This window comes from Streptomyces polygonati (genome assembly GCF_042650325.1).
Taxonomy (GTDB): Bacteria; Actinomycetota; Actinomycetes; order Streptomycetales; family Streptomycetaceae; genus Actinacidiphila; species Actinacidiphila polygonati.
On the sequence record NZ_JBHSBB010000008.1, the window covers coordinates 175626 to 202433 of the forward strand.

Genomic DNA, 26808 nt, shown 5'->3' on the forward strand with positions numbered 1-26808 from the left:
CGGCCGGGGGCCGACGCTCAGGCCAGGCCGACCGACGTCAGCCAGGCCTTGGCGACGGTCAGCGGGTCCTTGCTCTCGCCCTGCACCTGGGCGTCCATGTCCAGCAGCGCCGCGGTGTCGAGCTTGGCGGACAACGCGTTGAGCGCGTCGACACCGGCCTGCGACAGCCCCGACTTGTAGACCAGCGGGATCACGTTCTCGAACCCGAACAGGTTCTTCGGGTCCTGGAGGACGACGAACTTCTCCTTGGTGATGGTGGTGTCCGTGGTGAAGATGTCGCCGGCCTGGATGTTGCCGTTCTTCAGCGCCGCCTCGGTCAGCGGACCGCCCGCGTCGAGGGCCTTGAACGCCTTGGGCGTCAGACCGTAGACGGACTTCAGGCCCACCAGGCCCTGCTGGCGGGTCTGGAACTCCGGCGAGGCGCCGATGGTGATGTCCTTCCCGGCCGGGGCCAGGTCGGCGATGGTGGAGTCCGTGGTCAGGTGGTACTTCGCGGCGGTCGCCGCGTTGACCGTGATGGAGTCCTTGTCCTGCGCGGGAGCCGGCTGCAGCAGGGTCAGCTTCGGGTCCAGCTTCGCGGTGACCGCGGCGTCGGTGGCGGCCTGGGTGGTCGGGGCGGCCTTCGCGTCGAGGTAGGCCAGCAGGGCGCCGTTGTACTCCGGCAGCACGGTCAGCGTGCCGTTCTTGAGCAGGCCGTAGGTGGTCTCGCGGCTGCCGATGTTCGGCTTGTAGGTGACCTTGATCCCCTTGGCCTTGAGCGCCTCGCCGTAGATGTCCCCGAGCAGGATGCTCTCGGCGAAGTTGTTGGAGCCGACGACCACGGTGTCGCCGCTGGGCTTGGACCCGGCCAGCGGGTCCTTGGGGCTGTCGGAGGAGGACGAGGACGAGGAACAGCTCGTCAGCGATGCCGCTGCTGCGACGGCTGCCAGCGCCACCCCGGCCAGGCGGTTGCGTCTCGGGCTGGACCAGGTGCTCATCACGGGAGAAGTCACGGTTTCCGCTTCCGGGTTCGGAGGTTTCGGACGGTTCGGATGGTGTCGGGTATTGAACATGACGCGTGAAGGGTGTTACCCAGCGATCCAATCCAGCCGGTTCGATCTCCGTCAAGAGCGGCCTGGTCACGATCCGCGACACCGTCGAACCGTAGGCCGAAGTCGGCCCGGGGAGGGCGACCCGGCACGTTATGTAACAGAGTCTTGATGATCCGGTCAGATGACAGCGGCAAAGACGAGGTAGTCTCCCCGACGTTGGTCACGGGGCTCGGACAACTGTCCAGCGGATCCGGCCATTTCGGGCCGGGAGCAGGCAGAAGCGGTCAATGAGCACCTCGGCTGTGTCCGGTTGTCGGTGACGTCACGCAGGAGGCTTGGTGTCCGTGGACGAGGTGGTCGCTCCGGTGCGGCCGGCTCCCGATGCTCCTACCCGGGGCGGTGTCGGGAGTTTCGCCGACAAGTGGCCCTTCCGCCGCAAGCTCAACGTCCTGGTCGGTGTGCCGCTGGTCGTGGTGCTCCTGCTGCTGGCCTACGTGATCAGCGGGCTCACCGGGCAGGCCAAGGACGCGGCCTCGGCGGCCAGGCTGGTCCGCGACAGCCGGCAGATCGCCGAACTGATCGACCGGGTGGAGACCGAGCACCAGCAGGCGGTCCTGCTGTCGGTGCGCTACGAGTCGGCGGTCGGCGGCAAGCGCCCGTCGCTCTCGGCCTACCTCGCGGCCAGGAACTCCGTCGACGCCCAGGTCGAGAAGGTCCGCTCGGCCTTCGGCACCGGCCTGCCGGACGCCGAGGCGCAGGCGCTCAAGGAGATCAACGGCCTGGACAGCCTGCGGTCGACCATCGAGCAGAGCTATCTGCCGGCCGACAACATAGACCCGGCGTACACCGCGATCGTGGACGAACTGATCGACGGCCTCGGCCTCGACCAGCGCTCGAATCTGGCCGCCACCGTCACCGGCAGCCTGCTGGACTCGCTGCTGCGGGCGGAGTCCGCGCACAGCTCGCTGGAGACCAGCGTCTTCTCCGCCCAGACCGGTGACACCAACGCGCTCATCGAGTTCGTCGGCGCGGTCGGCTACGCCCAGCAGTACAGCTACCAGGCGAGCAGGTTCGGCCGGTTCGCCAGCCAGTCCCAGGTCACCCAGCTGGCCGGGATCGAGCAGAACCCGGCCTGGAACGACATCTCGCTGCAGTACGCGGGGCTGCAGATCGACCCCAGCGCGCTGGTGGCCAAGTCCCCCGCCCAGGTGCGGTCGGCCTTCGTCGCGGCGCTGCGGGAGTACCCGACCTACCAGCGGCAGGCGCAGTCCCGGCTGAGCATCACCGCCAATCTGATCGACCAGATCGCCGCCCGGGCCGACCGGGCGTCGAACGACGCGTGGTGGCGGGCGGCCTGGCTGCTCGGCGGCGCCCTGCTCGCCTTCGTGCTGTGGCTGGCCTTCTCGGTGGCGGTGCGCCGCTCGGTGATCCGCCCGGTGCGGGCGCTGACCGGGGCCGCGACCCAGGTCGCCGAGGTCGCCGACGAGGAACTCGCCCGGGTGGCCGACGACGACGCGGCCTACTCCGGCCCGCTGCGGCTGCGCGAGGTGCCGGTCACGGCACGCGACGAACTCGGTGATCTCGCTGAAGCGTTCAACCGGGTCCAGGGCACCGCTGCCCGGCTGCTCGAACGCCAGGTGCTCAGCCGCCGCAACGTCGCCGAGATGTTCGGCAACGTAGGCCGCCGGATCAGCAACCTGACGGCCCGTCAGCTCGCGCTCATCGACGCGCTGGAACGCGGCGAGACCGACCCCGCGCTGCTCGACCGGCTCTACCGGATCGACCACCTCGCGGTACGCCTCCAGCGCAACGCCGACAGCCTGATGCTGCTGGCCGGCATCCGGGAGGCCGGTCTGGACGCCAGCCCGACCGCGCTCACCAACGTCGTCCGCGCGGCGCTGGGGCAGATCGAGGGCTATCAGCGGGTCTCACTGGTCGCTGAGACCAATGTCACGGTCGCCCCCGACATCATCGCGGACCTGACGCTGATGTTCGCCGAACTGCTGGAGAACGCGGTGGCGTTCTCCCCGGCGCACAGCCCCGTCGAGGTGACGGTGCGCAACGGCTCCGACGGCGCCCGGATCGAGATCTCCGACCACGGCCTGGGCCTGAGCGCGGAACGCCTGGCCGAGGAGAACGCCCGGCTGATCCGCCGCGAGCGGCTCGACCTGGCGCCCACCAGGGTGCTCGGCCTGTTCGTGGTCGGCAGCCTGGCCCGCCGCTGGGGCATCGGCGTCACGCTGACCCGGACCCCGGGGGGCGGTGTCACCAGCCGGGTGACGATCCCGGCCGCGCTGATGCTCCTGATGAGCCCGTTCACCGCCTCCGACGGGCAGCACGACCGGCAGCAGGACACCGTACGGGACAGCGGCGCCCGGCCCGGCTACGGACGGCCCCCGGTGGCCAAGGTGCCGCTGCCCGAACCGCGCGGCGCGCTGCCGCCCGCCGCGCCGCGGACCCGGCCCGAGCCCAGCCCCACCGCCGCCGGCACCGCCGTCATGGGCGGCCAGCCCGGGGCGCAGCGCCGGGCGGACGACGTGCCGTCGCTGCCCCGGCGCGTCGCCCGGCCGCAGACGCCCGAGCCCGCTCCGGCCGCCGAGCGGCCGGCGCCACCCGCCCCGGCCGCCGGCGGACCCGCTCCGCTCATGTCGCCCGGCGGTGACGGCGGGGCGAGCCCGCTGCGGCGCCGGGTGCGCGGGGCCACCCTCAAGACGACGGTCACCGACGCCGAACGGCACGCGGCGCGGCAGGCGTCCCGCCCGGTCGACGCGGAGGAAGTGCGTTCCGAGATCGACGAGTTCGAAGCCGCGGTGGAGCGGGCCAATCGCGAAGCCGCCGCAGCAGATGGTAAAACGATCAACGAAGCAGGGTCCCCGGAAGGAGTGGAACAGTGACAACGCCGACAGGTGACGCCTCGGCCGGGCAGAGCGTGCCCACCGATCTGCGAGCCGCCGCAGCCGACTTCACCTGGCTGCTGAATCGGTTCGCCACCGAGACCGCGGGAGTCGTCGACGCCATCGCCGTCTCCTCCGACGGACTGCTGATCGCCGTCTCGCAGCTGCGCAACCCGGCCGACTCCGAGCGGCTCGCGGCGATCGTCTCCGGCATCACCAGCCTGGCGGCCGGCGCCGCCGGGAACTACGGCCTGGGCGGCCTGAACAAGGTGATCATCGATCTGGAGCACGGCCATGTCCTGGTCTCCGCGATCGGCAGCGGCGCGGTGCTCGGGGTGGTGACCTCCAAGGAGGCCAAGCTCGGCAACATCGCCTACGAGATGACCGTCTTCGCCAACCGGGCGGGCGCCGCGCTCAGCCCGCAGCTCGTGCTCGAACTCAAGAACAGCGTCGGCTCCGCTTCGGCCAGATGACCTGTCGGGAGGCGAGGCCGAGGAAGGGATCCCCATGACGGGCGGTGACACGCCACCAGGCGAGGACCCCTTCCCGGGGGCTCCCGCCGCCTCGGCCGGACGGGCTCCCGCCGTACGGCCGTTCCTGGTCACCGCGGGACGGGTGGCGGGCGCCAGGTCCGGACCGCCGATGCCGGTCGAGACCCAGGTGGTCACGACAGCGGCGGGAATCGAGGCGCTCGACCTGCTGTCCTTCGAACGGCACGACATCGTCGCCCTGTGCCGGGTGCCGCAGTCGCTCGCGGAGGCCGCGGCCAGGCTGCGGCTGCATCTCAACGTGGTCCGCGTCCTCGCCGAGGACCTCCAGTCCAGCGGGGAGCTCGCGGTCTACCTGCCCACCAGCGGCACCGCACAGGACGCCTCAGTACTGCGAAGGGTTATCGATGGTCTCCGCGCCATCCCCGACTCCCGGGGGACACTCCGTGACACCGATTGAACCGACGGCCGGCCGAGTCGCCCAGCAGACCGTGACCCGGCCGCCGCTGCCGGTCAAGATGGTGATCGCCGGCGGGTTCGGCGTCGGCAAGACCACCACCGTCCGGTCGATCTCCGAGATCACCCCGCTCACCACCGAGGCCTCCATCACCGAGGTCGCCGCCGGCGTGGACGACCTCAGCCACACCCCGCACAAGACGACCACCACGGTCGCCATGGACTTCGGCTGCATCACCATCGACTCGGCCCTGAAGCTCTACCTGTTCGGCACGCCCGGCCAGGAGCGGTTCGGCTTCATGTGGGACGACCTGGTCGAGGGAGCGCTCGGCGGGCTCGTCATCGTCGACACCCGGCGGCTGGACGACTGCCACGCCGCGGTGGACTACTTCGAGCACAAGCAGATCCCGTTCGCCGTCGCGGTCAACGCCTTCGACGGCAGGATCGAGCACCCGCTGGACGATGTCCGCTGGGCGCTCGACGTGGCCGACCAGGTCCCGGTGATCGCCTTCGACGCCCGCCGGCGCGGCTCGGTCCGCGACGCGCTGCTGGTGGTGCTGGAAGTGGCACTGAGCCGGACGGCCGGCTGACACCTCCGCGCCGGCCGGCCCCCCGGAGGGGACCGGCCGGCGCGTCCGTCCGGCCGGGGCTAGCCCCGGCGCACCCCGGGCGACACCGCGAGCCGTCCGATCAGCCAGAAGACGCCGATGGTCAGCAGCGCCAGACCCGCGATCAGGGTGGCGCCGCCCACCACCTTCTCGTAGTTGCGCTGGTAGAGGCCGTCCAGCACGAAGCGGCCGAGACCGCCGAGGCCCACGTACGCCGCGATGGACGCCGTCGAGACGACCTGGATGGCCGCCGACCGCAGACCGCTGAGGATCAGGGGGAGCGCGACCGGCAGTTCGACCTGGAAGAGGACCTTCGCCGGATGCATGCCCATGCCCCGGGCGGCGTCGACCGGCGCGGGATCGACCGTCCGCACGGCCTCGTACGTCGTCACCAGGATCGGCGGTACGGCCAGGGCGACCAGCGGGATCATGGCCGGCGCCAGCCCGATCCCGATCACGACCGCGGTCAGGACCAGCAGGCCGTAGCTGGGCAGCGCGCGGGCCGCGGCGGCGATGAAGGACAGCGTGTTGCCGCCCCGCCCGGTGTGGCCGGTGTACAGGCCGATCGGCAGCGCGATGGCCATCGCCATGCCGAGCGCCATCAGGCTGTACTCCACATGCTCCAGCAGACGCCGCGGGATGCCGTCGTAGCCGTGCCAGTGCGAGCCGTCGCTGAAGAAGGCGTTGATGAAGTGCAGAACGTTCATCGGGCGGCGTCCTCCAGGGCGACTGCCACGGGTTCGGGTCGGGCTTCGGCCGACCGGCCCCGCCCCTTGGCCCGGGTGCCGCGCGGCATCCACGGGGTGAGCGCGATGCGCAGCAGCACCAGCAGTCCGTCGAGGACGATGGCGAGCACCGCGGTGGTGACCACCGAGTTCACCGCGAGATTCGTCCGGTGGTAGAGCTGCGCGTCGGCGAGCAGATTGCCCAGCGCGCCCTGGTTGCCGATCAGCGCGCCGACGCTGACCAGGCTGATGCTGGACACCACCGCGACCCGCAGCCCCGCGATGATCGCCGGTACCGCGATGGGCAACTGCACCTGCAGATAGCGCTGGACCGGCCCGAAGCCCATCGCGGTCGCCGCGGCCAGCGTCTCCTCGGGCACCGAGCGGACACCGTCCACGATGGCCGGGACCAGCAGCACGAGGCTGTAGACGGCCAGCGGGATCATCACGGTCGTCTCGGTGGCGCCGGTGTAGTCGATGAGCACCACGAAGAACGCCAGCGACGGGATCGCGTAGAGCACCGTCGTCACCCACAGCACCGGCGGATACAGCCACTTGAAGCGGACGCACAGCTGGCCGAGCGGAAGGGCCACCACGAGTCCGCCGAGCACCGGCAGCAGCGCCTCCTTGAGGTGGACGCCGATCAGGCCGAAGTAGGAGTGCTGGAGATCGCTCGGAATGTCGAAGAAGCCGCTCATCGGGCGGCCCGGGCGGTGCGGCCGGTTCCGGGCGCGCTCGCGGCGGCGCCGCTGCCGGCCGGACCCGCGGTCTTCGCGTCGTTTGCCGCCGTCTGCGCGCCGCGCTCGGCGTGCGCGCTGCGGATGGCGTCGGCGATCGACTCCTGCGAGGTGACACCCACCACCCGCCCGGCGGCGTCCACGGCGACCGCCCAGCCGGTGGGGGAGAGCACCGCGCAGTCCAGCGCGTCGCGCAGCGACTCCTTGCCGAACTCGAACGGCCGCCCGTGGGACAGCAGCGCGCCGCGGTCGACGCTCCCGCCGCCCGCCGTCAGCGCCTTCGGTTCCGCCCAGCCGAGCGGCTTGCCGTCGGTGTCGGTGACCAGCAGATAGGGGATGTCCGGGGTGGTCCGCTCGGCGACCTGCTTGGCGGTGGCGTCGATCGCGACGATCGGCGCGGTGGTCAGCTCCAGTCCGGCCGAGGTGAAGAACGACAGCCGCCGGATGCCCCGGTCGTTGCCCAGGAAGTCCTCGATGAAGGCGTCCGCCGGAGCGGACAGCAGTTCGTCCGGCGGCGCGAACTGGACCAGCTCGCCACCGGTCCGCATGACCGCGATCATGTCCCCGATCCTGATCGCCTCGTCGATGTCGTGCGTCACGAAGACGATGGTCTTGCCCAACTCGGCCTGGATCCGCAGCAGCTCCGTCTGAAGGCCCTTGCGGACGATCGGGTCCACCGCCGAGAACGGCTCGTCCATCAGCAGCACCGGCGGATCGGCCGCGAGCGCCCTGGCCACGCCGACCCGCTGCTGCTGCCCGCCGGAGAGCTGGTAGGGGTAGCGGGACGCCAGCGAGGCGTCCAGACCGACCCGCTCCATCAGATCCGTCGCCCGCTTGCGCGCCCGGCTCCGGTCCCAGCCGAGCATGCGGGGCACGGTGGCGATGTTGTCCAGGATGGTGCGGTGCTGGAACAGCCCCGCGTTCTGGATGACATAACCCATCGACCGGCGCAGCGCGTTGACCGGCTGGTCGCGGATGTCCGCGCCGTCGAGCAGGATCCTGCCCTCGCTCAGTTCGACCATCCGGTTGATCATCCGCAGCGTCGTGGTCTTCCCACAGCCTGACGGTCCGACCAGGACGGTGATCGAGCCGTCCGGTATCTCCAGCGACAGGCGGTCGACCGCCTTGGTGCCGTCAGGGTACCGCTTGGTAACTGACTCCATACGTATCAAGGTGCCGAATACCCTTCGGGATTGGGCATGAGTCGGCTTGTCTTCGTACGTCGTCGTACAAGCCGTTGCGGAGGAAGTTTAGACCGAGGTCGTCGCGGCCTGTCATCGCGCACGCCGTCCGGGCCCCATGAGTGTCGGCGCCGACGGTCACCGGCCGGACAGCCCCCGCTGGTTACGCTCTGGACATGGCGCGCAATCGGTTGTACCGCAGCGGCACCCTGGTCCTGGAGGACTTCCCCACCGACGACATCTCCGACCACCTCGCCGACCCGTCGTCCGTGGTGTGGCTGGATCTGCCCCATCCGGCGCCGGACGACTTCAGCACGGTGGCCCGGGAGTTCGGCTTCCACGAGCTCGCCATGGACAGCGCGTCGCACCGCGGTGAGCGGCCGAAACTCGACCAGTTCCCGGACCACGCCTACCTCAACGCCTACGCCGTCGACCTGGCCCAGGACGGCTCACGGGTGTCCGTCTGCGAAGTCGCCGTCTTCCTCACCCGCCAGGCGCTGATCACCGTCCGCAACGACGACTCCTTCCCCATCGAGGAGGTCGTCGCCCGCTGGGACGGGAGCGCGGAGCTGGCCGGACAGGGGGTGGGCTTCCTGCTGTACGGCCTGCTGGACCACGTGGTGGACAGCCACTACGCCGCCGTGCAGCAGCTGGACGATCTGGTGGACGAGCTGGAGGACCTGCTCTTCGAGGACGAGCCGCAGCAGATCAGGACCGCCCACCGCCGGCTGTACGTGCTGCGCAGGGCCCTGGTCCGGCTGCGGCGGGTGATCCTCCCGATGCGCGAGGTGGTGAACACCGCCATGCGGCCGGGGCTGCATGTGATCACCGAGCCGCTCGCGCCCTACTTCCAGGACGTCTACGACCACGCGGTGGCCGCCAGCGCGCGGACCGAATCCGTACGGGACATGCTGGCCTCGGCGATGGAGACGAACATGTCGGCCCAGTCCAACCGGGCGAACCTGATCATGAAGAAGGTCACCAGCTGGGCCGCGATCATCGCCGTGCCCACCGCGATCACCGGCTTCTACGGCCAGAACATCCCCTATCCCGGCTTCTCGCGCGAGTGGGGATTCGCCACCTCCAGCGGCGCCATCGTCGCCCTGTCGACGGGGCTGTACGTCGTCTTCAAACGCAAGGACTGGCTCTGATCCCGGCCGGCATTCCCCGGTATCTCCTCGATGTGCCCCAGGTCACATCGAGGAGATGAAATAACCGGTGACTGGTTCCCCGTTTGCACTCACGTGGCCGAAAACCGGGGAGTCGATCCCCGATTATGAACACCATGTGAACCGCAAGGTCCCCGCTGCTGGAAGGAGAGTCTGTCGTGACCACCGTTGCCGAGAATCCCACGCGCCGCGGTCCCCGTACACGGGCGGACGCTCTGCGCAACCGGGAGCTGATCGTGACCGCGGCCCGCGAGATATTCGTGGAATTCGGTCCGGAAGCGCCGCTCGATGAGATCGCCCGTCGGGCGGGAGTGGGCAATGCCACGCTCTACCGGAACTTCGCCGACCGGAGCGCGCTGATCCACGAGGTGCTGCTGTCCGTCATGATCCGCACCGCGGATCACGCGGAGGCGTTCGCCGCCCTGGAGCCCGATCCGTTCACCGCGCTGCGCCGCTTCGCGCACGCGGCGGTCGACGAGCGGGTCGGAGCCCTGTGCGGGATGCTCGTCGGCGGGGTCGACCAGCACGATCCGATCGTCAAAGCCCATGGTGAGCGCCTGGAAAGCGCCGTCGAAGGGCTGATGGAGAAGGCACGGCGGGCCGGCCAACTGCGCACCGATGTCACCGTCGGCGATCTGGTGGTGGCGCTGTCCCAGCTCACCCGGCCGCTGCCGGGGATGGGGTGCCTGGACACCGACGGAGTCGCCCACCGGCATCTCCAGCTGTTCCTCGACGGCCTGCGATCGGCCGCCCCTTCCGAACTTCCCGGTGCCTCCACGACGCTGGAGAATCTGGGTTCCTGATTTCCCCGCACCCGATCCGCACACCCGATCCTGTGACCACCTACTGACTTACCGACGCTGACTCCGGTTCTCGATCCGGTTCCGGAGTCCACCTCCTGTGCCCCGCAGTGTCGATGACGCCTGCGCGCTAACTCCTTTCCACACCCTTAGGTGGATACACCCATGCCACAAACGGTCGAAAATCGGCTTCCCGACCCCCGGCGCTGGAAGGCGCTGGTGTTCATTTCGCTGGCCCAGTTGATGGTCGTGCTCGACTCCACGATCGTGAATATCGCGCTGCCGAGCGCCCAGCGCTCCCTCGGTATTTCCGATGCCAACCGGCAGTGGGTCATCACGGCCTACGCGCTCGCCTTCGGCGGTCTGCTCCTGTTCGGCGGTCGTATCGCCGACCTCTGGGGCCGCAAGCGCACCTTTGTCGTCGGACTGACCGGCTTCGCCCTCGCGTCCGCGCTCGGCGGCGCCGCCACCAACGAGGCGATGCTGCTCGGCTCCCGCGCGCTCCAGGGCGCCTTCGGCGCGCTGCTCGCGCCGGCCGCCCTTTCCCTGCTCGCGGTGACCTTCACCGACGCCAAGGAGCGGGCGAAGGCCTTCGGCATCTTCGGCGCGATCGCCGGCGGCGGTGGTGCGGTCGGGCTGCTGCTCGGCGGTGTCCTGACCGAATACCTCAACTGGCGCTGGACCTTCTTCGCCAACATCCCCTTCGCGATCATCGCCGCCCTCGGCGCGTACTTCGTGATCCGCGAGCCGTCCGGCGGCCGCAACCGCTCCCCGCTGGACGTCCCCGGTGTCGTCCTGTCCACCCTCGGCCTGGTCTCGCTGGTGTACGGCTTCACCCGCGCCGAGACCAGCGGCTGGTCCGCCACCTCGACCATCGGCCTGTTCGTCGCCTCGGCGGTCCTGCTGAGCGCGTTCGCCTGGGTCGAGTCCAAGGTCAAGGCCCCGCTGCTGCCGCTGCGGGTGGTCACCGAACGCAACCGCGGCGGTGTCTACGCCTCGCTCGGTCTGGCCATCATCGGCCTGTTCGGCGTCTTCCTCTTCCTGACCTACTACCTCCAGGTCGTGCAGGGGTACTCCGCGATCAAGACCGGCTTCGCGTTCCTCCCCATGGTCGCCGCCTTCGTGGTGGGCTCCACCCAGATCGGCACCAGGCTGGTCACCCGGGTCCGGCCGCGGCTGCTGATGGGCCCCGGCTTCGCCGTCGCGGCCGTCGCCATGCTGCTGCTGACCCGGCTCCAGGTCGGTTCCTCCTACCCGGGCGTGATCCTGCCGGGTCTGGTGCTGCTGGGCCTCGGTATGGGCACGGCCTTCATGCCGGCCATGTCGCTGGCCACGCACGGCATCCAGCCGCGTGACGCGGGCGTCGCCTCGGCGATGGTCAACGCCTCGCAGCAGGTGGGCGGCGCGATCGGTACGGCGCTGCTGAACACCATCGCGGCCTCCGCCACCACCGCGTACGTCGCGGCCCACGTGGCGGGCGCGGGCGGCCCGAAGCTGCTCCAGTCGCAGGCACTGGTGCACGGCTACACCCACGCCATCTGGTGGGCGGTCGGCATCGAAGCCCTCGCCGCGCTGATCGCCCTGACGGCCATCAACGTCGGCCGTCCCGGTTCGACCCTGGTCGGATCGAGCGCGGACGGCGCCGAGGAGGAGACCCAGGTCCCGGTGGTCATGCACTGACACCGGCGCTCGCGCCACCTCCCAGGAACGGATCTGCCCCGGCCCGCCGCATCGCGGTGGTGACCGGGGCGGATCCGTCTCCGGGCGGGGCCACCGGCCGGCTCAGGTGCCGCCGCACCGCTTGTAGCCGGCCGGCGACTGGCACGGCAGATGGTTGTCGTACTCCAGCACCGCCTTGCCGTCCCCGTTGACGGCGAAGTTCAGGAAGCTCTCGGCGAGGGAGCCGCCCGCCGGGCGGTCGTAGGTGTAGGCGTACTCGATCTCGGCGAACGGATACGTGCCGTCGTTGATCGCCTGCGGCGACGGTGCTTCGCCGCCGATCTTCAGGACGCGTACCCCCTTGGCGTGCTGGGCGGCCTGCAATTCCGCGTAGCCGAGGCCGCCGGGGGTCGTGCCGACCTTGTCCAGTACGTCCTGCGTCCGGTCGAGTTCGCAGCGGATGGGCCGGACGTCGGTCGGGTAGAGCAGGCTGACGCAGTCCCCGGAGGTACGGCCGGGCTCGGTGTGCCGGCCGAGGATCAGCCGCTCGAAGAGCTTCCGGGTGCCGGACCCGTCCTTGCGGCTGATCAGCCGGATCGGCAGCCCGGAATCGACCCCCAGCCCGCGCCAGGCCAGGACCGGGGCATCGTTCGCGTAGGCGCTGCGGAGCGCGGCGAGCGAGAGGTCCTCCACCGGCAGCCGGCTGTTCACCACCATGGCGAACGCGGTCACGGCGACCTTCTGCCCGGACAGACGCGGGGACACGTTCTGCGCGGGCCCGTCGGAGAACACGATCACCGGCGGCGAGGAGTCCTTCGCGCGGTCGCCCTGGCCGATCAGCGCGGCGATGTCCACGTCGCTGCCGTTCGCGTCCACGGTGATGCGCGAGCCCGGGCACTCCTTTTCGTACCGCGCGGCGAGGTCGGTCGCGGCGGGCTGGAAGGCGGTGGAGCCGGCGACGGTGAGACCCCCGGTGGCGCAGCCCATCGGATCCGTGTGCCGGGCGTCGAGATGGACGACGAGCCCGCCGAGCACCAGGAGCGCGGCGCAGAACGTCCCGATGATCCCGTACGCGGTGCCGCTGATCGCGGGCGAGGTGTCGTCCACCGGCCTGGCCCGGTTGGCGTACACCCGCCCCTCCCGCAATCCACCGGTGATCCGTACCGGCGAGGCCGCCGGCCCGCCGGTGAGCAGGACGAACAGCTTGTAGTGCTGGCCCCGGTCGAGCGGGACACGCGGAAGGTGGATCTGGTTGCCGTGGTGCGCGACGGCGCCCGGCCGGGTGAAGTGGTCGATCAGGTGCTCGTCGCTGAGCTGCGTGACCGAGACGCCCCGCACGACGCGATCGGTGAAGACCACGGTCAGGCCGTGGGACGGATCGGGGCTGGTGTAGTCGCTCTCGGCGACGGTCTCCCGTCCGTCGTTCTCGATCCGGAGCAGGACGACGGTCGCGTCGTGCGACAGCTCGGACAGGTCCCCGAACAGGCCGAGCCGGACGTTCTGCTGCTCCGCCTGGCCGTTGTCACCGCCCACGGGTGTGTCGAGCTGGACGCGGTAGCCGATCCGCCGCCCGCCCCGGCCCCGCAGCCAGAACACGAAGTTGACGAACGGCGTGATCCCCAGCGCGATCAGTGAGGTGACGATGGCCACGATGCTGTCCGGGCTGATCGGACTCACCTCTTGTTCCGCTGTTCTTGTCCGCCCCCTGCGGCGATTCACGACACCGTACGAGCGCTCGACGCGAGCGGTGACCGGCTCCCGGCTCTGTTCGCCGACCGTTCGCCTCTCATTCGCCGCAGGGGCGTCCGGAGCGGACGCACGACCGCGCCCCGCCACGGACGGGGGTCCGGGGCGGGGCGCGGGGGTGGGTGGGTCAGAGCTGGCGCGCGTAGGCGAGGAAGCCGGCCCAGGCGTCGGGGGAGAAGGCGAGCTGCGGGCCTTCCTTGTCCTTGGAGTCCCGGACATGAACGGTGTCGGGGCAGGCCGCCACCTCGACGCAGTCGCCGGAATCGCCGCTGCTGTGGCTGGACTTGCGCCAGGAGAGGGCGACCTCGACGCAGTCGCCGGAACTGCCGCTGCTGTAGCTGCTTTTGAACCAAGCCAGTTCGCTGGTGTTCATAGCTCTCCTCGCAGTCGACGCAACAGGCTCATGGAGTCCTCGGGGGTGAGGGCCTGCGAGCGCAGTTTCGCATACCGCTGCTGGAGCACGCTGATCGTCTTGGTGTCGGATACGAACTGGCCGCTCTCCTGCCCCTCGGAGTAGCCGAACCAGCGGTTCTCCGGGGTCTCCAGCAACTGGATAGGTCCGTTCAGCCCGGGATGGACCCCCCTTGCCAGCGGCAGCAGTTGCACCTCGGTGTTCCGTCGCTCGGTGACCTCCAGGATGTGGTCGATGAGCCCGCGCCTGACATCTGCCCCGCCCGTCGGACGCATGAACAGGTGCTCGTCCAGCACGAAGCTGAAAGCGGTGTGCGGGCGCTCCGTCAGCAGTCGTTGCCGCTCGAAGCGAGCCGCCAACTGGGCCTCGATGTCCTCGTCGCTCAACGGTGGGAGACGCTGCTCGAACAGCGTCCGCGTGTACCCCTCTGTCTGCAACAACCCCGGGACGACCCGGCATTCGTACGTGCACAGCGTGATCGCCGTCAACTCCAGCCGTGCCCAACGCCGGAACCACACCGCCAGCCCCGGCTGCCGCGCGATGTGCTTCGACGCCTTGCGCAACGCGCCCGTGTTGCCCAGGACCACCTCCGCGCGCTCCACGAAGTCGTCGTCCGGCATGCGGCGGCCCACCTCGATCGAGGCCACCGTGTGCTTCGAGTAGCCCACCTGTGCCGCGAACTCCTCGCGGCTCAGGCCCGCGTGCTCCCGCAAGGCCTGGACGACCGCGCCGAACGTCCGCAGACTGTCCGACGACTCCGGCTCGCTGCTGCCGGTTCCTCCCGTACCCGTACCACTCGCCCCGAACGTTCCGTCGGCCATCTCCGGCCACCTCCCACGTACCCGCCCCGCCCGTATGATCGTCAAACGATTCATGCTGGCCATTGGTGACGCGTACTGTCCACTCACCGTACGCGTACGATCGCGCAGCGTACGCGGCTGACGCTCCGTCAGAGCCGGGGGCGGGTGAGGTCCGCGTAGAGGCGGGCCCAGGCCGTGTCCTGGCGGGTGGGAGGCCTGCCGTCGCAGAAGGGGAGCGCGCCCTTCGCGGTGTAGTACTTCAGCATCTTGAGGACAGCGAGGGTCTGGCCGCCCTTCCCCGCTGTGTAGTCGTGGTCGGGCAGGACGCTCTGGTGGCCTCGGCAGTGGGACATGCCGCGGTCCGCCGTGGTGTCGAGGGCGCCGGTGCGGGGGCCGGAGGCGGCGCAGGCGGCGAGGGCCAGTGCGGTGGCGGCGAGTGCGAGGGCGCGGCGGGGGCGGACGACCGGGTGCATGGGGATGTCTCCTCTGGGGGTGGATGCCGGCTACCGGGGCAGGGCCCGCACGGCTGTTCCCAGCCCGACGGCCAGGATGAGCACGGCGGTGCCCAACGGGACGAACCGGGCGCCCCACGCGGTCAGCCGGTTCACCCGGCCGCCGTTCAGGGCGGGGACGCGGTCCCGCAAGGTCAGGAGCAGCAGACCGGCGGCCGCGAGGGTGGCGGCCATGCCCAGGCCGTAGCAGACGACGAGCGTCACGCCGAAAGCGGTACGTCCCAGGGCGATCGACCCGAGCAGAACGACCAGGGCCGAGGGACTGGGGACCAGGCCGCCCGCCACCCCGATGCCGATCAGACCGCTCTTGCGCCGGCCGCTGTCCCCGGTGCCGTGGTGGTGATGGTGCCGGTCGAACAGCCCGTGCCGGTGGTCGTGGCCGTGCTGGTGGCTGTGCTCGTGCTCGTGCTCTTGCCCGTGACGGTGCTCGGGCTCGGCCAGGGCGATGCCCACGGCCACCGCGCTCCCGTCTTTCGCCGCTGCGGCGGGTTGCGGCCGTACCCCGGACCCCGTCCTTACCGGCGGGTGGTGGTGATCATGTCCGTGCCCGTGGTGGTGCCCGGCCGGGCTCGCTGCCACGCCCGCCGCGACCGTACGCAGCCCGCGCAGGGCGTTCGGCAGCAGCCACACTCCGGCGGCGGCGATCACCAGGCCGCTCGCGGTGCCGAGCCACGCCAGTACGTCCTCGCCGACGAGCGCGGAGGACACGCTGAGCGCGATGCCGAGCACCAGCACGGAGGCGGTGTGGGTGAGGGTCACCGTGGTGGCGACGGTGACCGCGTCGCGTGGCCGGCCTCGGCGGCCGGCCAGATACGCGGCCATGATCGTCTTGCCGTGGCCGGGCAGGGCCGCGTGACCGGCTCCCAGCACGATGGCCATCAGGACGGCCAGCAGGCCCACCGGAAAGGTGAGCCGGTGCCGGTCGGTGAGGGCGCCCAGGTGCCGGTCGAGCGCGGCGTACCAGTCGGCGGGCCATCCGGCGGACGGTGCGGTGGCGGTGGCGGAGCCGGGGCCCGCGCCCAGCGTGAGCCGGGCGGTGCGGACGTCCAGGGGACTGGACAGCAGGTCGGCGGGATATCGGCGCAGCGCGTCGGACACCGAGACGGCCGGCACGTCGGACGACCCGATCCGTACGCCGTCGCCGCGCGCGGTGATCTCGTGCCAGCCGATCCGGGTCTGGTCCACCCCGCTGGTCAGCCGCAGTGTTCCGTCCTCGCCGAGGTCGGCCGCGGCGGTCAGCCGGCATTCGAGCCGCCCGGTGTCCAGGCCCGCCTGCCCGGGCACCAGCCGGAAGGCGCTGGTGACCGGACGGAAGCGCACGGCGCGCGGCCGGGCGGTCCCGGTGCGGTCGGGCGACGCGGTGGCGCTGATGCCACCGGCCAGCACGGCGCATGCCGTACGCGCGTGGGCGGCGGCTTCGGCGGGGCTCAGGCGGCCGTCGTGGTCGGTGTCCATGGCCGGTCCGGCCTGGAGCGTGGGGATCTCCGCGGTGTCCACCACGGCCAGGTCGTCGACGCGGTCGTGACGGACCGTCAGGCCGTCGTAGCGGTTGACGGTGAAATTGCCGAGCGGGTGGGCGCCGGCGGCGGGCGCCGCCAGCATCAACAGGGCGGGGACGGCGATGAGCAGCAGGGCGGCGCGAACGCGGGCGCGGCCCGACATCGCGGACGGGGCGGGCGGGGTCATCACTGTCCTCGCAGGGCGGCCAGGCGGGCGCGCGCGTCGGGGGCGAACACGGGGGAGAAGACGGGGTTGGCGGACAGCGCCCCCGCCAGATCGGTGCGGGCGGTCGTCCGGTCGCCGAGGGACTGCTCGATGACGCCCCGGTGGTAGCGCAGCAGGGCGTCACGCCAGCCCAGCCGGTTGGCCTCGCGGGCCAGCGGCAGCGCCTCGGTGTCGCGGCCGGCCCGGTGCAGGGCCCAGCTCAGCGCGTCGGCGACCAGGACGCTGTGGCGCCGGTTCCATTCGGCGGTCAGCAGGGTGACGGCGAGCTTCGGATCGCCGTGGTCGGCCTGGTACTGACCGAGGTTGAGGTCGTCGACGACGCCGTTGGCGGCGAAGAGCCGCTGCTCGGCTTCGAGCACGGCGTACTGGGCGCGGGCCTCCTTCCGCCGGCCGAGGGACTGGAGCAGCTCGCCGAACTCCAGCACGTACTGCGGCTGGGGCACCCGGGCGATGGCCGTGCGGTAGTCGGCGACCGCCTCGTCCGTACGGCCGAGGGCCGCCTCCGCGCGGGCGGCGCCGGCCACGGACGCGGTGTAGGTCGGATCGAGGGCCAGCGCCGCGCGGTAGTGGGCCAGGGCCTGCGCGGTGGCGCCGGTGTTGAAGGCGAGTTCACCCAGGTAGTGCTGGCAGAACGCCTCGTCGGCCGGACTGCTCGCGTCCTGGAGCGCGTACCGCAGCGCCTTGGCCGCCTCGCCGGTCCGGCCGTGGAGTTCCAGGGTGTAGGAGGCGCGGGTGAAGGACGCGGTGGAGGGGTGCAGGTCGAGCATGTGCTGGACGGCGTCCTGCGCGCCCCGGTCGTCGCCCAGTTGGGTCAGGGCGTCATTGAGAGCCCCGTAGGCGGCCCAGGCGTACGGATCGGCGGCGACCGCCCGCCGCGCCCAGCTCCGGGCCTCGGCGAACCGGTGCCGGGCGTTGGCCAGACCCGCCATGCCGGTCTGCGCGGCGGTGTTGGCCGCCGGCTGAAGGGCCAGGGAGCGCCGCAGCGCCTGCTCGGACTTGGGGTAGAGCGTCGGGTCGACGTGGAGCCGGGCCTGCTCCACGTAGGCGGAGCCCAACTGGGCCCATGAGCTCGCGTCCGACGGTGACCGGCGCAGCCTCGCTTGCAGCTTGCCGACCACGGCGTCGTTGCCGAGGGGCGCGGCTGCCGCGCCGGGGTCCGGAGCCGGGGCGGCGACCGGCGCGAGGGAGGGAGCCGTTTCCCCGGTGCGTTCCAGGACGGCGTAGCCGATCAGTGCGCCGCACAGCGCGGCGGCGGTGGCGATCAGTGCGAGGCGGCGCATCGGCGTCGTTTCCTAGCTTCGAAATGTCGCAACGGTGTTGTCCTGGCGGGGTGGCGGCGGGGGAGTGGGCCCCGGTGCGGACCGATGGATTCGGGCCCGCACCGGGACGTCTTCCGGCCGGTGGTCAGCCGGCCTGGTTCACGGCGTTGGTGAACGGCAGCGCGATGTACGGGAAGGTGCCCGCGAACGGCCTGCCGGGTCCGTTGACGCCGTCACCGGCGGCGAGCGCCTGGACGAGGTGGCCGGGCGTGGCGCCTTCGAGGGCCTGGATGGCGATGTCCACGACGTCGTCACCGAGTCGGCGCCCGTTGGGGAATCCCTGGAAGTCGCCGTTGAGGACGCCGAGGCGGTCCGGTTTGGCGGTCACCGGGGTGGACATGTTCAGCCGCAGTTCCTCGGCCGGGACGAACCGCTTCCGGTTGATGTCCTTGTTGAGCAGCTGCGAGTTGAGGTCCACCGCCAGCGGGCCGCCAGCCGCCTTCGCGATGCCCGTCAGGAAGATCTCCTGGAGGTCGCGGCGGGGGGTCTTGGGCGCCGGGATGCCGTAGATCGCCTTGATGAGCTTGGGCAGCTCGGGGTCGAGTACCTTGGCGACCACCTTGGGCTGCTTGTGGTCCTGCGACGGCGGCAGCGCGTTGAAGGCGTTCTTCAGGCCGGCCGGCACGACTGCCTCATTGACCAGCGGGTTCCCCAGCCGGGACACCTGCACGTACGGGCCGGTGGCGGTCTGCTTGCCGGGGCTGAGCTTCATCGTGCGACGCTCGGTCGAACTCCACACGCCGATCACCGGGTTGCGGTTGGCGTTCCCCTTGTAGGCGAGTTTCGACTTGGGCACCTGGATGGCCAGGGTGTTGACGTTGTAGCCGTTGAGGGTGTTGTGACCGGTCTCCGACAGGTTGCCGCCGTAGAGCAGGTCGAAGACCCGCAGGTCCAGGAAGAACGGGTCGGCTGCCTGGGTCGCCACGGTCCGGCCGCTCCCGCCGGGCAGCAGCCTCGTCGCCTCGCCGCGCAGCCGGGTGTAGTCGGGCATGGACGCCTTGCCGACGTTCGACGGTGCGGCGATGGCGTCCTTGACCAGGGTGACGGGCTTGCGGCCCGCCCGGAGTTCCTGGAGCGTGTAGTGCTGGCGGAACAGCAGCGTCTTGTCGGTGAGGTTCTTGACGACCCCGTTGTTGTACAGGAACGTCCTGTCGCCGCGCCGGTCCTCGTTGCGGAACGTCCACCGGTAGGTCAGGTCCGGCTTTCCGGTGCCCTGGCTGTCGATGTTGATGTCGTAGTGCGCGTCGGTGGCGAACGGGTAGAAGTTCGGCCCGCCGTTGGGCTCCTGGAACGGGTACCAGTTCGCGACCAGGGTCACGGTGTCGGACTTGTCCGGGCTGGAGAAGGCGTACAGGTCGGTGTTGTCGACCTGCGGGTCGGCCGCGATGAGCGGCGCTTCCCGGTGGCTGGACGCCTGGCTGACGCCCGTCCCCGGTCCTGCGAGCGCGGCCCCGGCCACTGCCGTGCCGAGCGCCAGCAGCAGCGTGGCCGACTTCCACCGGCCGACCGCCGCCAGTGTTCTGCGTGTCGTCATGAAGGGTCTTCCTGTGGGGAGAGAAGGGGCTTCGAATCGCTGCCCCGGGAACCCCTTCGTGCCTTCCGGACACAAGGAAGGGTCCGGAGCCGGTACTTCACCCGGACGGGTAGAGCCGGCGGCGATTGCTGACGGGAAGTCACCCGGTAGGCTGAGCGCGCTCGAAAGCCGGTACGGGGGTTCTGCACCGCGCGGGGCATGGGGAGAGCGGCTGCGGATGCGCCTTGGCCGGGGGGTCGCGGCGCTGTGGCTGTCGGTCCTGCTCATAGGAATGGCAGCCGCCTGCGAGTCGGTCGGTCCGTCCGGCAGCAGCGGGGATCCTTCGCCCGGGGGGACCACCTCACCCGCGGCCCTGGTGGGCCAGGCGGCCTACGCGCTGGCGATCCGTCAGGACCAGCGGTCGCTCGACAAGGGCCTCCTGGTCCACACCGATCTGCGCCGCCTCGACGCCGGAGCGGAAGCCGACTTCCTGGTCACGGTGACCGACCTCGGCAGGAAGCCGCCGCTCTCCTCCGACCGGGACGCGCCGCGGGTCCGGGTCCGCGCCGGCGAGGTGGCCTCGGACCAGAACATCCCCACCGGCGGCGACCTCGGTGTGACCGCGTCCTGTACGGGGCTCGGGTGCGAGGAGATCTCCCGTGAACGGCAGCCGGTGGTGGGAACCGGGAGCTCGGCGGTCTGGTCGTTCGTGGTGAGGGCGGATCGGCCGGGCACCGGGCACATCAGGATCTCCGCGGTGGTCTACCGGTTGAACACGGACGAGGTCCTCGACGCGGCGATACCTGTCGAGGTCACCGTGACAGTCCACCGCACCTGGTCCTCGACCTGGTCGCAGATCTGGCATTGGCTGCTGAGGAGCGCCCCCGGCCTGGGGATCTCGAGCGGCGCCGTGGCGACGGCCGGCGTCGGCCTGGGGCGCCGGCTCCGGCGCCGCGGCCGCAGGACCGACATCGAGCGGGTGCTCGCCTCGATACCGCGCACCGACGAACCCGACTGGCTGCTCTTCCGGCTCTCGCACGCGAGCGGCGTCCCGGTCGAGCGGCTGCTGGGAGTCGACTACGGGCAGGTGTACTGCGGCCACCGCACCGCCTTCGTGGCGATCGGCTCCGACACCGCCCGGGTGACCGACCGCGCCGTGGTGCGGGCGCTCCGCCGCAGGCTGGCCGGCCACCCGCGGGGGGCCGTCTTCGCGCTCGGCGACGACGCGCTGTCCTTCGAGGCCGCGCAGGAGCGCTGGCGGACCTGCTGCGCGCGGGTCGGGTTCCATCTGCCGATCACCGACCTCCACGCCTGACACCGTCGGTATGTCGGCCGGTCGGCCCTTCCGGGCGTAAATCTTGTCGCCGCGCTCACCCGACGGCACGCGATTTCCCGTACCGCGCTATTCCGCGCGCGAGAATCCGGAGTTCCGAGGCGGGCGGCCGGGCGGCAGGGGTGGCCGGTGCATTAAATGGGTAAGCTCAGGAAAATTCTCCCGGCCCGACAAGCCGGACCGACGCGTACTCGTGTATATGTCATGAACGCGCCATGGTTACCTGTCGGCGAGGCTGTCCGTGTTTAGTTTTTGTTTCAAACACCTCTTTCCTTGCAGCTCAGAGGGTGTGGCGGGCGCGGAAGCGGTCGATTGGCCCGGATTGATGGCGCATTGGCGATCACCCGAATTTCATCCCTCCGGAACGCCGCTGAAACACGGATGTGGATATCGGCCGACCCGCCGAGAAGTCCTTCCAGCGGGCTTCCCCTGTGTATTCGCGGGGTTCTAAAGTTCCTGGCGAGTGGATATTCCCCCCACGTTCACCCTTTCTCTTGCTATGCGCCAACGAGGACAGGAAAGCGGCAGATGCCAGCAGAGCGTGTCACCCCCAACCTCGCGAATCCCAAGAATCCCACCACCCCCGCCCGGGCCGGCGCGCCCGCGGTGCCCGAGACCCGGCAGGGGTTCAGCCGCCGGGCCGTGCTCGGCGGCGCCGCCGCCGTGACGGGGGCCGCCGCCGTGTCGGTCGGCGCCGCGGTCCCGGCCAGCGCGGACTCCGGCGCCTCGGCCGCCTCGGCGTTCGAGCGATGTCTCCCGTCGGTCCCGGCCATCAAGCGCCGGTCGCGGCTGGTCGACTACGAAGTGGTCGAACTCGCCGCCCTGCTGCGCGCCCGCGTGGTGACGGCCGTGCAGGTCACCACCGCTTACCTGGACCGTATCGACCGCTTCAACGGACCCTTCGAGACCTACGGCGACAACGGCGGTTACAACGCCTTCGTGCGGATCGACCGGGCCGGCGCACTGGCCCAGGCCGCCGCCGCCGACACGAAGTTCGCCCGCGCCCGGCACACCCGCGAGACCCTTCCCCCGCTGCTCGGCATCCCGTTCGGCGTGAAGGACTCGGTGGCCGTGCAGGGCTTCGAGGCCAAGGACGGCAGCCACGCCTTCGACGGCAACGCGGCGCTGCGCGACGCCACGGTGGTGCACCGGCTGCGCGAGGCGGGCGCGGTGATCCTCGGGCACACCATCGCCTCGGCCTTCTCCGGCTCGATCACCGGCACCTTCGCCGGCAACGCGTGGAACAAGGCCTATGTACCCGGCGGTTCGAGCCAGGGCTCGGGTGTCGCCCCCATCGCGCGGCTCGCGGCGGCGGCCATCGGCGAGGAGACCGGCGGCTCCATCATGATGCCGTCGGCCGCCAACGGCGCGAGCGGCATCAAGCCGTCCCTCGGCACCAGTTCGGTCGCCGGGCTCATGCCGCTGTCGCCCGGGTACGACGTGCTGGGGCCGATCGCCCGCTCGGTGCGCGACGCGTCCTTGATCCTGTCGGTGATCCTTGGCCCGGACCCGGCCAACGACCCGCTGACGCTTGCCGCCCCCGACCCGTTCCCCGCCATGCCGCTCACCGCCCGCGGCGGCCGCAAGCCGCTGTCCGGGATCACCATCGGGATACCGCAGTCCGACTGGATGCGCACCGGCAAGGGCGTCCAGGCCGGCACCTCCCCCCAGTCGCTGTACGACCAGGACCACCAGACCGCGTTCGCCCGGCTCAAGCAGCAACTCACCTCGCTCGGCGCGCAGGTGAAGGAGTTCCCGGGCCTGGACGTCACCGTGCCGGCCAACGACCCGTACTTCTCCAGCGCCGATGTGCTGGCCACCGTCGACGGCTCCCCGGTCTCACCGTCCTCGGCGGTGCTGAGCCCCAACCGGTACGAGATCCGCTACTGGGACGCGGTCAAGGACTTCGCCGCCACCCGCCCGGCCGACCAGGCCGCGGCGCTGCTGGCCCAGTACGGCCGCAAGGGGCCCAACGACACGGTGTCCTCCTTCGACTCCGCGACCCGCTTCGCCGGAGCCGTGCCCGCGTCCGTGCGGGTCGAGGGCGAGAAGCGCCGCCGTCAGTTGCAGGCCAACTACCAGGCCGCGCTGGACGCGGCGGGCGTGGACTTCATGCTCGTCCTGTCGCTGGGCGCGCAGATCGGGCTGCGCACCGGCTCGGGTTTCCCCGTCTACCGCGCCTACTACCAGCTGCCCAACGCGCTGGCCTGGCCGATGGTCTCCTTCCCCGTCGGCTACGACAGCACGGTGGGCCTGCCGATCGCCGCGCAGTTCTGGGGACCGCGGTTCAGCGAGCCGGAGATCGTCCAGGCCGCCATCGACTACCAGGCGCACTTCCCGGACTACCACAACGCCGCCCCGCCGGACCCGGTGCTGTCCACCGCCAAGGTCGCGCCGCACGCCCTGGTCGTCGAGCGGCCCACGCCGCCCGAGCTGTCCAACGACCCGCTGATCGCCGAGGAGGCGCTGCGATGAGCTTTCTGACCGTGGCCTGGGAACCGGTGATCAACGCCGGGCTCCTGCCGCAGCACCCCGGGGACGGCACCACCCCGGTGGCCACCGTGGGCTGGCTGCCCAAGCTGGGCACCGCGTTCTACCCCTACCCCGACGACGACCCGGACGCCGCACCCGCGCGGCACGAGCCTGGAAGCGGACGATCATGAACAGACGGATACCCGTACACATACCGGCGTTGCGGCGTCCGCTGGTGGCGCTGGCCGCGGGCCTGCTCGCCCTCGGGACGACGACGGCCCTGTCCGCCCTCCCGGCCGCCGCCTCGACCACCGCGCCGGACACCGCCGTGGTCGATTCGGGAGCCGGCTGGACGGTGGCCAAGGCGGCCGGCGGCTATGTGGTGTCGCTGACGCTGGACGCCGCGCTGCCCGTCAAGGACGACATGCCGGTGCTGCTCGCCGACGGCGCCAGCCTCGGCCCGGCCGCCGAATCGGCCGACGGGCGCACGCTCACGGTGACCACCGCCGACCCCTCGGCCGCCACCGCCACCTCGGTGAGCTGGCAGTGGTCCACCGGGGGCGACGACACCGCCACCGGCTCGACCACGCTGCCGCCCGAGAGCGCCCAGCTCAAGGCCCAGCTGAAGACCCAGCAGAACGCCGGCCCGAAGACCCCCTCCGCCCCGGCCTCGACCGGCGCCGACCCGACGACCATCGGCACCGGCCGCTACAGCGTCGCCGACTACAACTTCGGCGCCCAGTCCATCGCGCTGGCCGACATCGGCGGCATCCGCGGCGAACTCGAAGGACGCATCTACCTGCCGAGCGGCAAGGGCGACCACCCGCTGGTCGTCTTCCTGCACGGCCGGCACAGCTCCTGCTACAACACCACCACCCTCAAGGGCGCGAGCGGCTGGCCCTGCCCGGCCGGCACCGCGCCGATCCTCAGCTACGCCGGATACGACGGCGCCGGCGAGGCACTGGCCGCCGACGGCTACACGGTGGTGTCGATCTCGGCCAACGCGATCAACGCCAACGACAACCAGCTCTCACCGGACGACGGCGCCATCTCGCGCGGCCAGCTGGTGCTGGACACCCTGACCATGCTCAAGGCGGCCAACAGCGGCCACCCGGTGAGCTATCCGGACGCCGCGACCGGTCAGGACCTGACGCTGAACCAGGCGCTGGCGGCCGGTCTGTCCACCTACCCGACGGGCACGATCACCGCCCGCAGCCTCGTCGGCAGCATGGACTTCAGCAGCATCGGACTGATGGGCCACTCGCGCGGCGGCGAGGGCGTCGTCACCGCCGGCACCCTCAACGAGGCCCTGAAGCACCCCTGGAACCTCAAGTCGGTCTTCGCCCTGGCCCCGATCGACTTCACCCGCGCCACGCTGCCGGACGTCGTGACCACCACGCTGCTGCCGTACTGCGACGGCGACGTGTCGGACCAGCAGGGGCAGCACTTCTACGCCGACTCGCGCGACGACACCTTCTCGGACGACGTCCAGCGCTCCGACATCTGGGTCATGGGCACCGACCACGACTTCTACAACTCCTCCTGGACGCCGCCCTACCCGGGCGCCTCGGACGACTGGTCGAACACCAACGACCCGGTGTGCGGCACCAGCGCCACCGCCCTGGCCTCCGGCAAGAACATCCGGCTCACCGCGGCCCAGGAGTACCAGGTCGGCTCCGCGTACGTGGCCGGCTTCTTCGAGTCGACCCTCGGCGGCGGGAGCCGCTTCCAGGGCATGTTCGACGGCTCCGGCCAGGAGCCGCCGTCGGTGGCCGGCTACGCCGACGTCCGCACGGTGGCCCAGCAGCCCTCGTCCCGGCGCGCGGACATCACCACCTTCAAGACCGCCTCGCCGCAGGTCACCACCACCGGGTCCGTCACCGCGGTGGTCTGCGCGAACAAGTACGGGCGCACCGTGCCCGAGGCGCTGCCCTTCTGCACGAATCCGGGCAGCACGCTCACCAACCAGCAGGTGCCCTACTGGACACCCGCCAACTACGCGCCGAACGTGCCGCTCAACCCGATGACGCACCTGACCTGGACCGGTACCGCCGGCCGGCTCACCGTCGCGATCCCGCCCGACGAGCGGAACGTCTCGCGCTACGACGAGATGACCGTGGACATGTCGCCGGACGAGAGCGTGGTCACCGGGACCGACATGAAGCTGAGCGTGACCGACACCTCCGGCCACACCTGGAGCGGCCTGGCGTCCGACCTCAACAAGTGGGGCGTGACGCGGATGCCGTCCAGCACCTCCACGAACCTGGGCAAGATCGTGCTCCAGCAGATCCACGTCCCGACCGCCACGCTCAAGAAGGCCGGGCTGAATCTCAGCCGCCTGTCCGCGGTCACCTTCACCCCGGCCATCGGCGCCGACGGTACCGCGAGCGCGGGCGCCTATCTGTCCGACCTCGGCTTCGACAGCAAGGACATGGGCACCGCCAAGGTCCGGCAGCGGCCGACGGTCAACGTCGCCTCCACCTCGGTGGAGGAGGGCGCCGCGGCCGGCACCGACAACGTGGCCGTCTACCTCTCGCAGCCGAGTCCGTCCAAGGTCACCGCCTACCTCACGGTGCTCGGGTCGGCCACCGGCAAGGCGGGGCTGGCCATGCAGCAGGTCACCTTCGCCCCCGGTTCGACCTGCCGCGCGGTCACGGTCCCGGTGACCGGTGACACGGTGGCCGGCACGGTGGCCAGCGCCGCCTACAAGATCGCGGTCTCCGACTCGACCGACGCGGTGCTGGGCAGCCACGACTTCGGCACCCTCACCGTCCGCGAGGACGACGGCGTCACCGGGACGGCCACCCCGGCGCCCCCGGTCGGCGTACAGGGCGATGTCTGCGCCGAATACCGCGGCCTGTCCCACCCGGGCAAGCTGGACGTCGCCGACAGCAAGCCCGCCCCGGGCGAGACCTTCCCGGTCCGCGCCTCGGGCTACCGTGCCGGTGAGGCGGTGACCTTCTCGCTGGACTCGGCGGCGCTGGGCACCGCGGTCGCCGACAGCAAGGGCACCGTGCGCTTCTCGGTCGCGATCCCGGCGGGCGAGCCCTACGGGAGCGCGGTCGTCTCCGCGCTGGGCGCCGGATCGGGACGCGTCAGCACCGCGAGCGTGCGCGTCACCCGCCCCTTCGGCAGGGGAGGCCACTGACACCGGTGACGGGATGACGACAGGGGCCCGCCGGCCCGGCCTCACAGGCCGGACCGGCGGGCCCCCTCATGGGTTCACCG

At 71.1% G+C, this 26808-nt stretch carries 22 protein-coding genes; 11 read left to right on the forward strand and 11 right to left on the reverse strand.

The window, feature by feature from the left end; all coding sequences use genetic code 11:
• Nucleotides 1-17: 17 nt before the first annotated feature.
• On the reverse strand, nucleotides 18-992 hold the full coding sequence (locus ACFO3J_RS09445; RefSeq protein ID WP_386428022.1) for an ABC transporter substrate-binding protein: 975 nt from the start codon (nucleotides 990-992) through the stop codon (nucleotides 18-20).
• Between the two features lie 377 nt (nucleotides 993-1369).
• On the opposite strand from ACFO3J_RS09445, the gene ACFO3J_RS09450 reads away from it, so the two are divergent.
• From ACFO3J_RS09450 to ACFO3J_RS09465, 4 genes are read left to right on the forward strand one after another with little or no spacing between them, the layout of a single operon-like run.
• Nucleotides 1370-3925: a sensor histidine kinase gene (locus ACFO3J_RS09450; RefSeq protein WP_386428023.1), complete on the forward strand. Its 2556-nt coding sequence runs from the start codon at nucleotides 1370-1372 to the stop codon at nucleotides 3923-3925.
• The gene (locus ACFO3J_RS09455; protein WP_386428025.1) at nucleotides 3922-4398 is read left to right on the forward strand and encodes a roadblock/LC7 domain-containing protein; all 477 of its coding nucleotides are present in this window, start codon (nucleotides 3922-3924) and stop codon (nucleotides 4396-4398) included. The genes ACFO3J_RS09450 and ACFO3J_RS09455 overlap by 4 nt, the downstream gene beginning before the upstream one ends.
• Nucleotides 4399-4432: 34 nt before the next feature.
• A complete protein-coding gene (locus ACFO3J_RS09460) occupies nucleotides 4433-4873 on the forward strand; it encodes a DUF742 domain-containing protein (RefSeq protein WP_386428027.1) in 441 nt (146 codons plus the stop codon).
• Entirely contained in the window at nucleotides 4860-5459 is a 600-nt protein-coding gene (locus ACFO3J_RS09465) for a GTP-binding protein (RefSeq protein ID WP_386428029.1), read from the forward strand. The genes ACFO3J_RS09460 and ACFO3J_RS09465 overlap by 14 nt, the downstream gene beginning before the upstream one ends.
• A gap of 59 nt (nucleotides 5460-5518) precedes the next feature.
• Here ACFO3J_RS09465 and ACFO3J_RS09470 read toward each other — a convergent pair whose 3' ends face one another.
• From ACFO3J_RS09470 to ACFO3J_RS09480, 3 genes are read right to left on the reverse strand one after another with little or no spacing between them, the layout of a single operon-like run.
• On the reverse strand, nucleotides 5519-6184 hold the full coding sequence (locus ACFO3J_RS09470) for an ABC transporter permease (RefSeq protein ID WP_386428031.1): 666 nt from the start codon (nucleotides 6182-6184) through the stop codon (nucleotides 5519-5521).
• Nucleotides 6181-6900 carry an ABC transporter permease gene (locus tag ACFO3J_RS09475; protein ID WP_386428032.1) on the reverse strand — a complete coding sequence of 240 codons (720 nt, stop codon included), beginning with the start codon at nucleotides 6898-6900 and terminating at the stop codon, nucleotides 6181-6183. The genes ACFO3J_RS09470 and ACFO3J_RS09475 overlap by 4 nt, the downstream gene beginning before the upstream one ends.
• The gene (locus tag ACFO3J_RS09480) at nucleotides 6897-8111 is read right to left on the reverse strand and encodes an ABC transporter ATP-binding protein (protein WP_386428034.1); all 1215 of its coding nucleotides are present in this window, start codon (nucleotides 8109-8111) and stop codon (nucleotides 6897-6899) included. Before ACFO3J_RS09480 ends, ACFO3J_RS09475 begins: the two co-directional genes overlap by 4 nt.
• A gap of 185 nt (nucleotides 8112-8296) precedes the next feature.
• Between ACFO3J_RS09480 and ACFO3J_RS09485 the strand changes: the two genes are divergently transcribed.
• The 3 genes from ACFO3J_RS09485 to ACFO3J_RS09495 all read left to right on the forward strand — a co-directional run bounded on the left by ACFO3J_RS09485 (nucleotide 8297) and on the right by ACFO3J_RS09495 (nucleotide 11769).
• On the forward strand, nucleotides 8297-9271 hold the full coding sequence (locus tag ACFO3J_RS09485; RefSeq protein WP_386428036.1) for a magnesium transporter CorA family protein: 975 nt from the start codon (nucleotides 8297-8299) through the stop codon (nucleotides 9269-9271).
• Nucleotides 9272-9447: 176 nt separating this feature from the next.
• The gene (locus ACFO3J_RS09490; RefSeq protein WP_386428038.1) at nucleotides 9448-10092 is read left to right on the forward strand and encodes a TetR/AcrR family transcriptional regulator; all 645 of its coding nucleotides are present in this window, start codon (nucleotides 9448-9450) and stop codon (nucleotides 10090-10092) included.
• Between the two features lie 162 nt (nucleotides 10093-10254).
• Nucleotides 10255-11769, forward strand: coding sequence for an MFS transporter (locus ACFO3J_RS09495; protein ID WP_386428039.1), 1515 nt, complete (start codon nucleotides 10255-10257; stop codon nucleotides 11767-11769).
• A gap of 102 nt (nucleotides 11770-11871) precedes the next feature.
• On the opposite strand, the gene ACFO3J_RS09500 is transcribed toward ACFO3J_RS09495, so the two are convergent.
• The 7 genes from ACFO3J_RS09500 to ACFO3J_RS09530 form a co-directional block, all read right to left on the reverse strand.
• The gene (locus ACFO3J_RS09500) at nucleotides 11872-13425 is read right to left on the reverse strand and encodes a PstS family phosphate ABC transporter substrate-binding protein (protein WP_386428040.1); all 1554 of its coding nucleotides are present in this window, start codon (nucleotides 13423-13425) and stop codon (nucleotides 11872-11874) included.
• Nucleotides 13426-13621: 196 nt separating this feature from the next.
• Nucleotides 13622-13867: a DUF397 domain-containing protein gene (locus ACFO3J_RS09505; protein ID WP_386428042.1), complete on the reverse strand. Its 246-nt coding sequence runs from the start codon at nucleotides 13865-13867 to the stop codon at nucleotides 13622-13624.
• Nucleotides 13864-14727, reverse strand: coding sequence for a helix-turn-helix domain-containing protein (locus ACFO3J_RS09510; protein WP_386428043.1), 864 nt, complete (start codon nucleotides 14725-14727; stop codon nucleotides 13864-13866). Before ACFO3J_RS09510 ends, ACFO3J_RS09505 begins: the two co-directional genes overlap by 4 nt.
• Before the next feature lie 128 nt (nucleotides 14728-14855).
• The gene (locus ACFO3J_RS09515) at nucleotides 14856-15179 is read right to left on the reverse strand and encodes a hypothetical protein (RefSeq protein WP_386428045.1); all 324 of its coding nucleotides are present in this window, start codon (nucleotides 15177-15179) and stop codon (nucleotides 14856-14858) included.
• A 30-nt stretch (nucleotides 15180-15209) separates the two neighbouring features.
• Nucleotides 15210-16904: a HoxN/HupN/NixA family nickel/cobalt transporter gene (locus ACFO3J_RS09520; protein WP_386428046.1), complete on the reverse strand. Its 1695-nt coding sequence runs from the start codon at nucleotides 16902-16904 to the stop codon at nucleotides 15210-15212.
• Complete coding sequence (locus ACFO3J_RS09525) at nucleotides 16904-18223, reverse strand: tetratricopeptide repeat protein (protein ID WP_386428048.1); 1320 nt, start codon at nucleotides 18221-18223, stop codon at nucleotides 16904-16906. The genes ACFO3J_RS09520 and ACFO3J_RS09525 overlap by 1 nt, the downstream gene beginning before the upstream one ends.
• Before the next feature lie 124 nt (nucleotides 18224-18347).
• Nucleotides 18348-19796 (reverse strand): DUF4331 domain-containing protein, encoded by a 1449-nt coding sequence (locus ACFO3J_RS09530; protein ID WP_386428049.1) that lies wholly within the window; start codon nucleotides 19794-19796, stop codon nucleotides 18348-18350.
• 217 nt (nucleotides 19797-20013) lie between these two features.
• On the opposite strand from ACFO3J_RS09530, the gene ACFO3J_RS09535 reads away from it, so the two are divergent.
• From ACFO3J_RS09535 to ACFO3J_RS09550, 4 genes are all read left to right on the forward strand, one after another.
• Nucleotides 20014-21090, forward strand: coding sequence for a hypothetical protein (locus tag ACFO3J_RS09535; protein ID WP_386428051.1), 1077 nt, complete (start codon nucleotides 20014-20016; stop codon nucleotides 21088-21090).
• A 546-nt stretch (nucleotides 21091-21636) separates the two neighbouring features.
• Complete coding sequence (locus ACFO3J_RS09540; RefSeq protein WP_386428052.1) at nucleotides 21637-23583, forward strand: amidase; 1947 nt, start codon at nucleotides 21637-21639, stop codon at nucleotides 23581-23583.
• Complete coding sequence (locus ACFO3J_RS09545; protein ID WP_386428053.1) at nucleotides 23580-23771, forward strand: hypothetical protein; 192 nt, start codon at nucleotides 23580-23582, stop codon at nucleotides 23769-23771. Before ACFO3J_RS09540 ends, ACFO3J_RS09545 begins: the two co-directional genes overlap by 4 nt.
• Nucleotides 23768-26728 carry a hypothetical protein gene (locus tag ACFO3J_RS09550; RefSeq protein ID WP_386428054.1) on the forward strand — a complete coding sequence of 987 codons (2961 nt, stop codon included), beginning with the start codon at nucleotides 23768-23770 and terminating at the stop codon, nucleotides 26726-26728. Before ACFO3J_RS09545 ends, ACFO3J_RS09550 begins: the two co-directional genes overlap by 4 nt.
• Nucleotides 26729-26808 lie beyond the last annotated feature (80 nt).

Excerpts from the sequence above, each read along its gene's own strand:
- ACFO3J_RS09460 (WP_386428027.1), top strand. The coding sequence starts at position 4,433 with ATGACGGGCGGTGACACGCCACCAGGCGAGGACCCCTTCCCGGGGGCT.
- ACFO3J_RS09470 (WP_386428031.1), bottom strand. The coding sequence starts at position 6,184 with ATGAACGTTCTGCACTTCATCAACGCCTTCTTCAGCGACGGCTCGCAC.
- ACFO3J_RS09475 (WP_386428032.1), bottom strand. The coding sequence starts at position 6,900 with ATGAGCGGCTTCTTCGACATTCCGAGCGATCTCCAGCACTCCTACTTC.
- ACFO3J_RS09485 (WP_386428036.1), top strand. The coding sequence starts at position 8,297 with ATGGCGCGCAATCGGTTGTACCGCAGCGGCACCCTGGTCCTGGAGGAC.
- ACFO3J_RS09495 (WP_386428039.1), top strand. The coding sequence starts at position 10,255 with ATGCCACAAACGGTCGAAAATCGGCTTCCCGACCCCCGGCGCTGGAAG.
- ACFO3J_RS09505 (WP_386428042.1), bottom strand. The coding sequence starts at position 13,867 with ATGAACACCAGCGAACTGGCTTGGTTCAAAAGCAGCTACAGCAGCGGC.
- ACFO3J_RS09510 (WP_386428043.1), bottom strand. The coding sequence starts at position 14,727 with ATGGCCGACGGAACGTTCGGGGCGAGTGGTACGGGTACGGGAGGAACC.
- ACFO3J_RS09515 (WP_386428045.1), bottom strand. The coding sequence starts at position 15,179 with ATGCACCCGGTCGTCCGCCCCCGCCGCGCCCTCGCACTCGCCGCCACC.
- ACFO3J_RS09520 (WP_386428046.1), bottom strand. The coding sequence starts at position 16,904 with ATGACCCCGCCCGCCCCGTCCGCGATGTCGGGCCGCGCCCGCGTTCGC.
- ACFO3J_RS09525 (WP_386428048.1), bottom strand. The coding sequence starts at position 18,223 with ATGCGCCGCCTCGCACTGATCGCCACCGCCGCCGCGCTGTGCGGCGCA.
- ACFO3J_RS09530 (WP_386428049.1), bottom strand. The coding sequence starts at position 19,796 with ATGACGACACGCAGAACACTGGCGGCGGTCGGCCGGTGGAAGTCGGCC.
- ACFO3J_RS09535 (WP_386428051.1), top strand. The coding sequence starts at position 20,014 with ATGCGCCTTGGCCGGGGGGTCGCGGCGCTGTGGCTGTCGGTCCTGCTC.
- ACFO3J_RS09540 (WP_386428052.1), top strand. The coding sequence starts at position 21,637 with ATGCCAGCAGAGCGTGTCACCCCCAACCTCGCGAATCCCAAGAATCCC.
- ACFO3J_RS09545 (WP_386428053.1), top strand. The coding sequence starts at position 23,580 with ATGAGCTTTCTGACCGTGGCCTGGGAACCGGTGATCAACGCCGGGCTC.
- ACFO3J_RS09550 (WP_386428054.1), top strand. The coding sequence starts at position 23,768 with ATGAACAGACGGATACCCGTACACATACCGGCGTTGCGGCGTCCGCTG.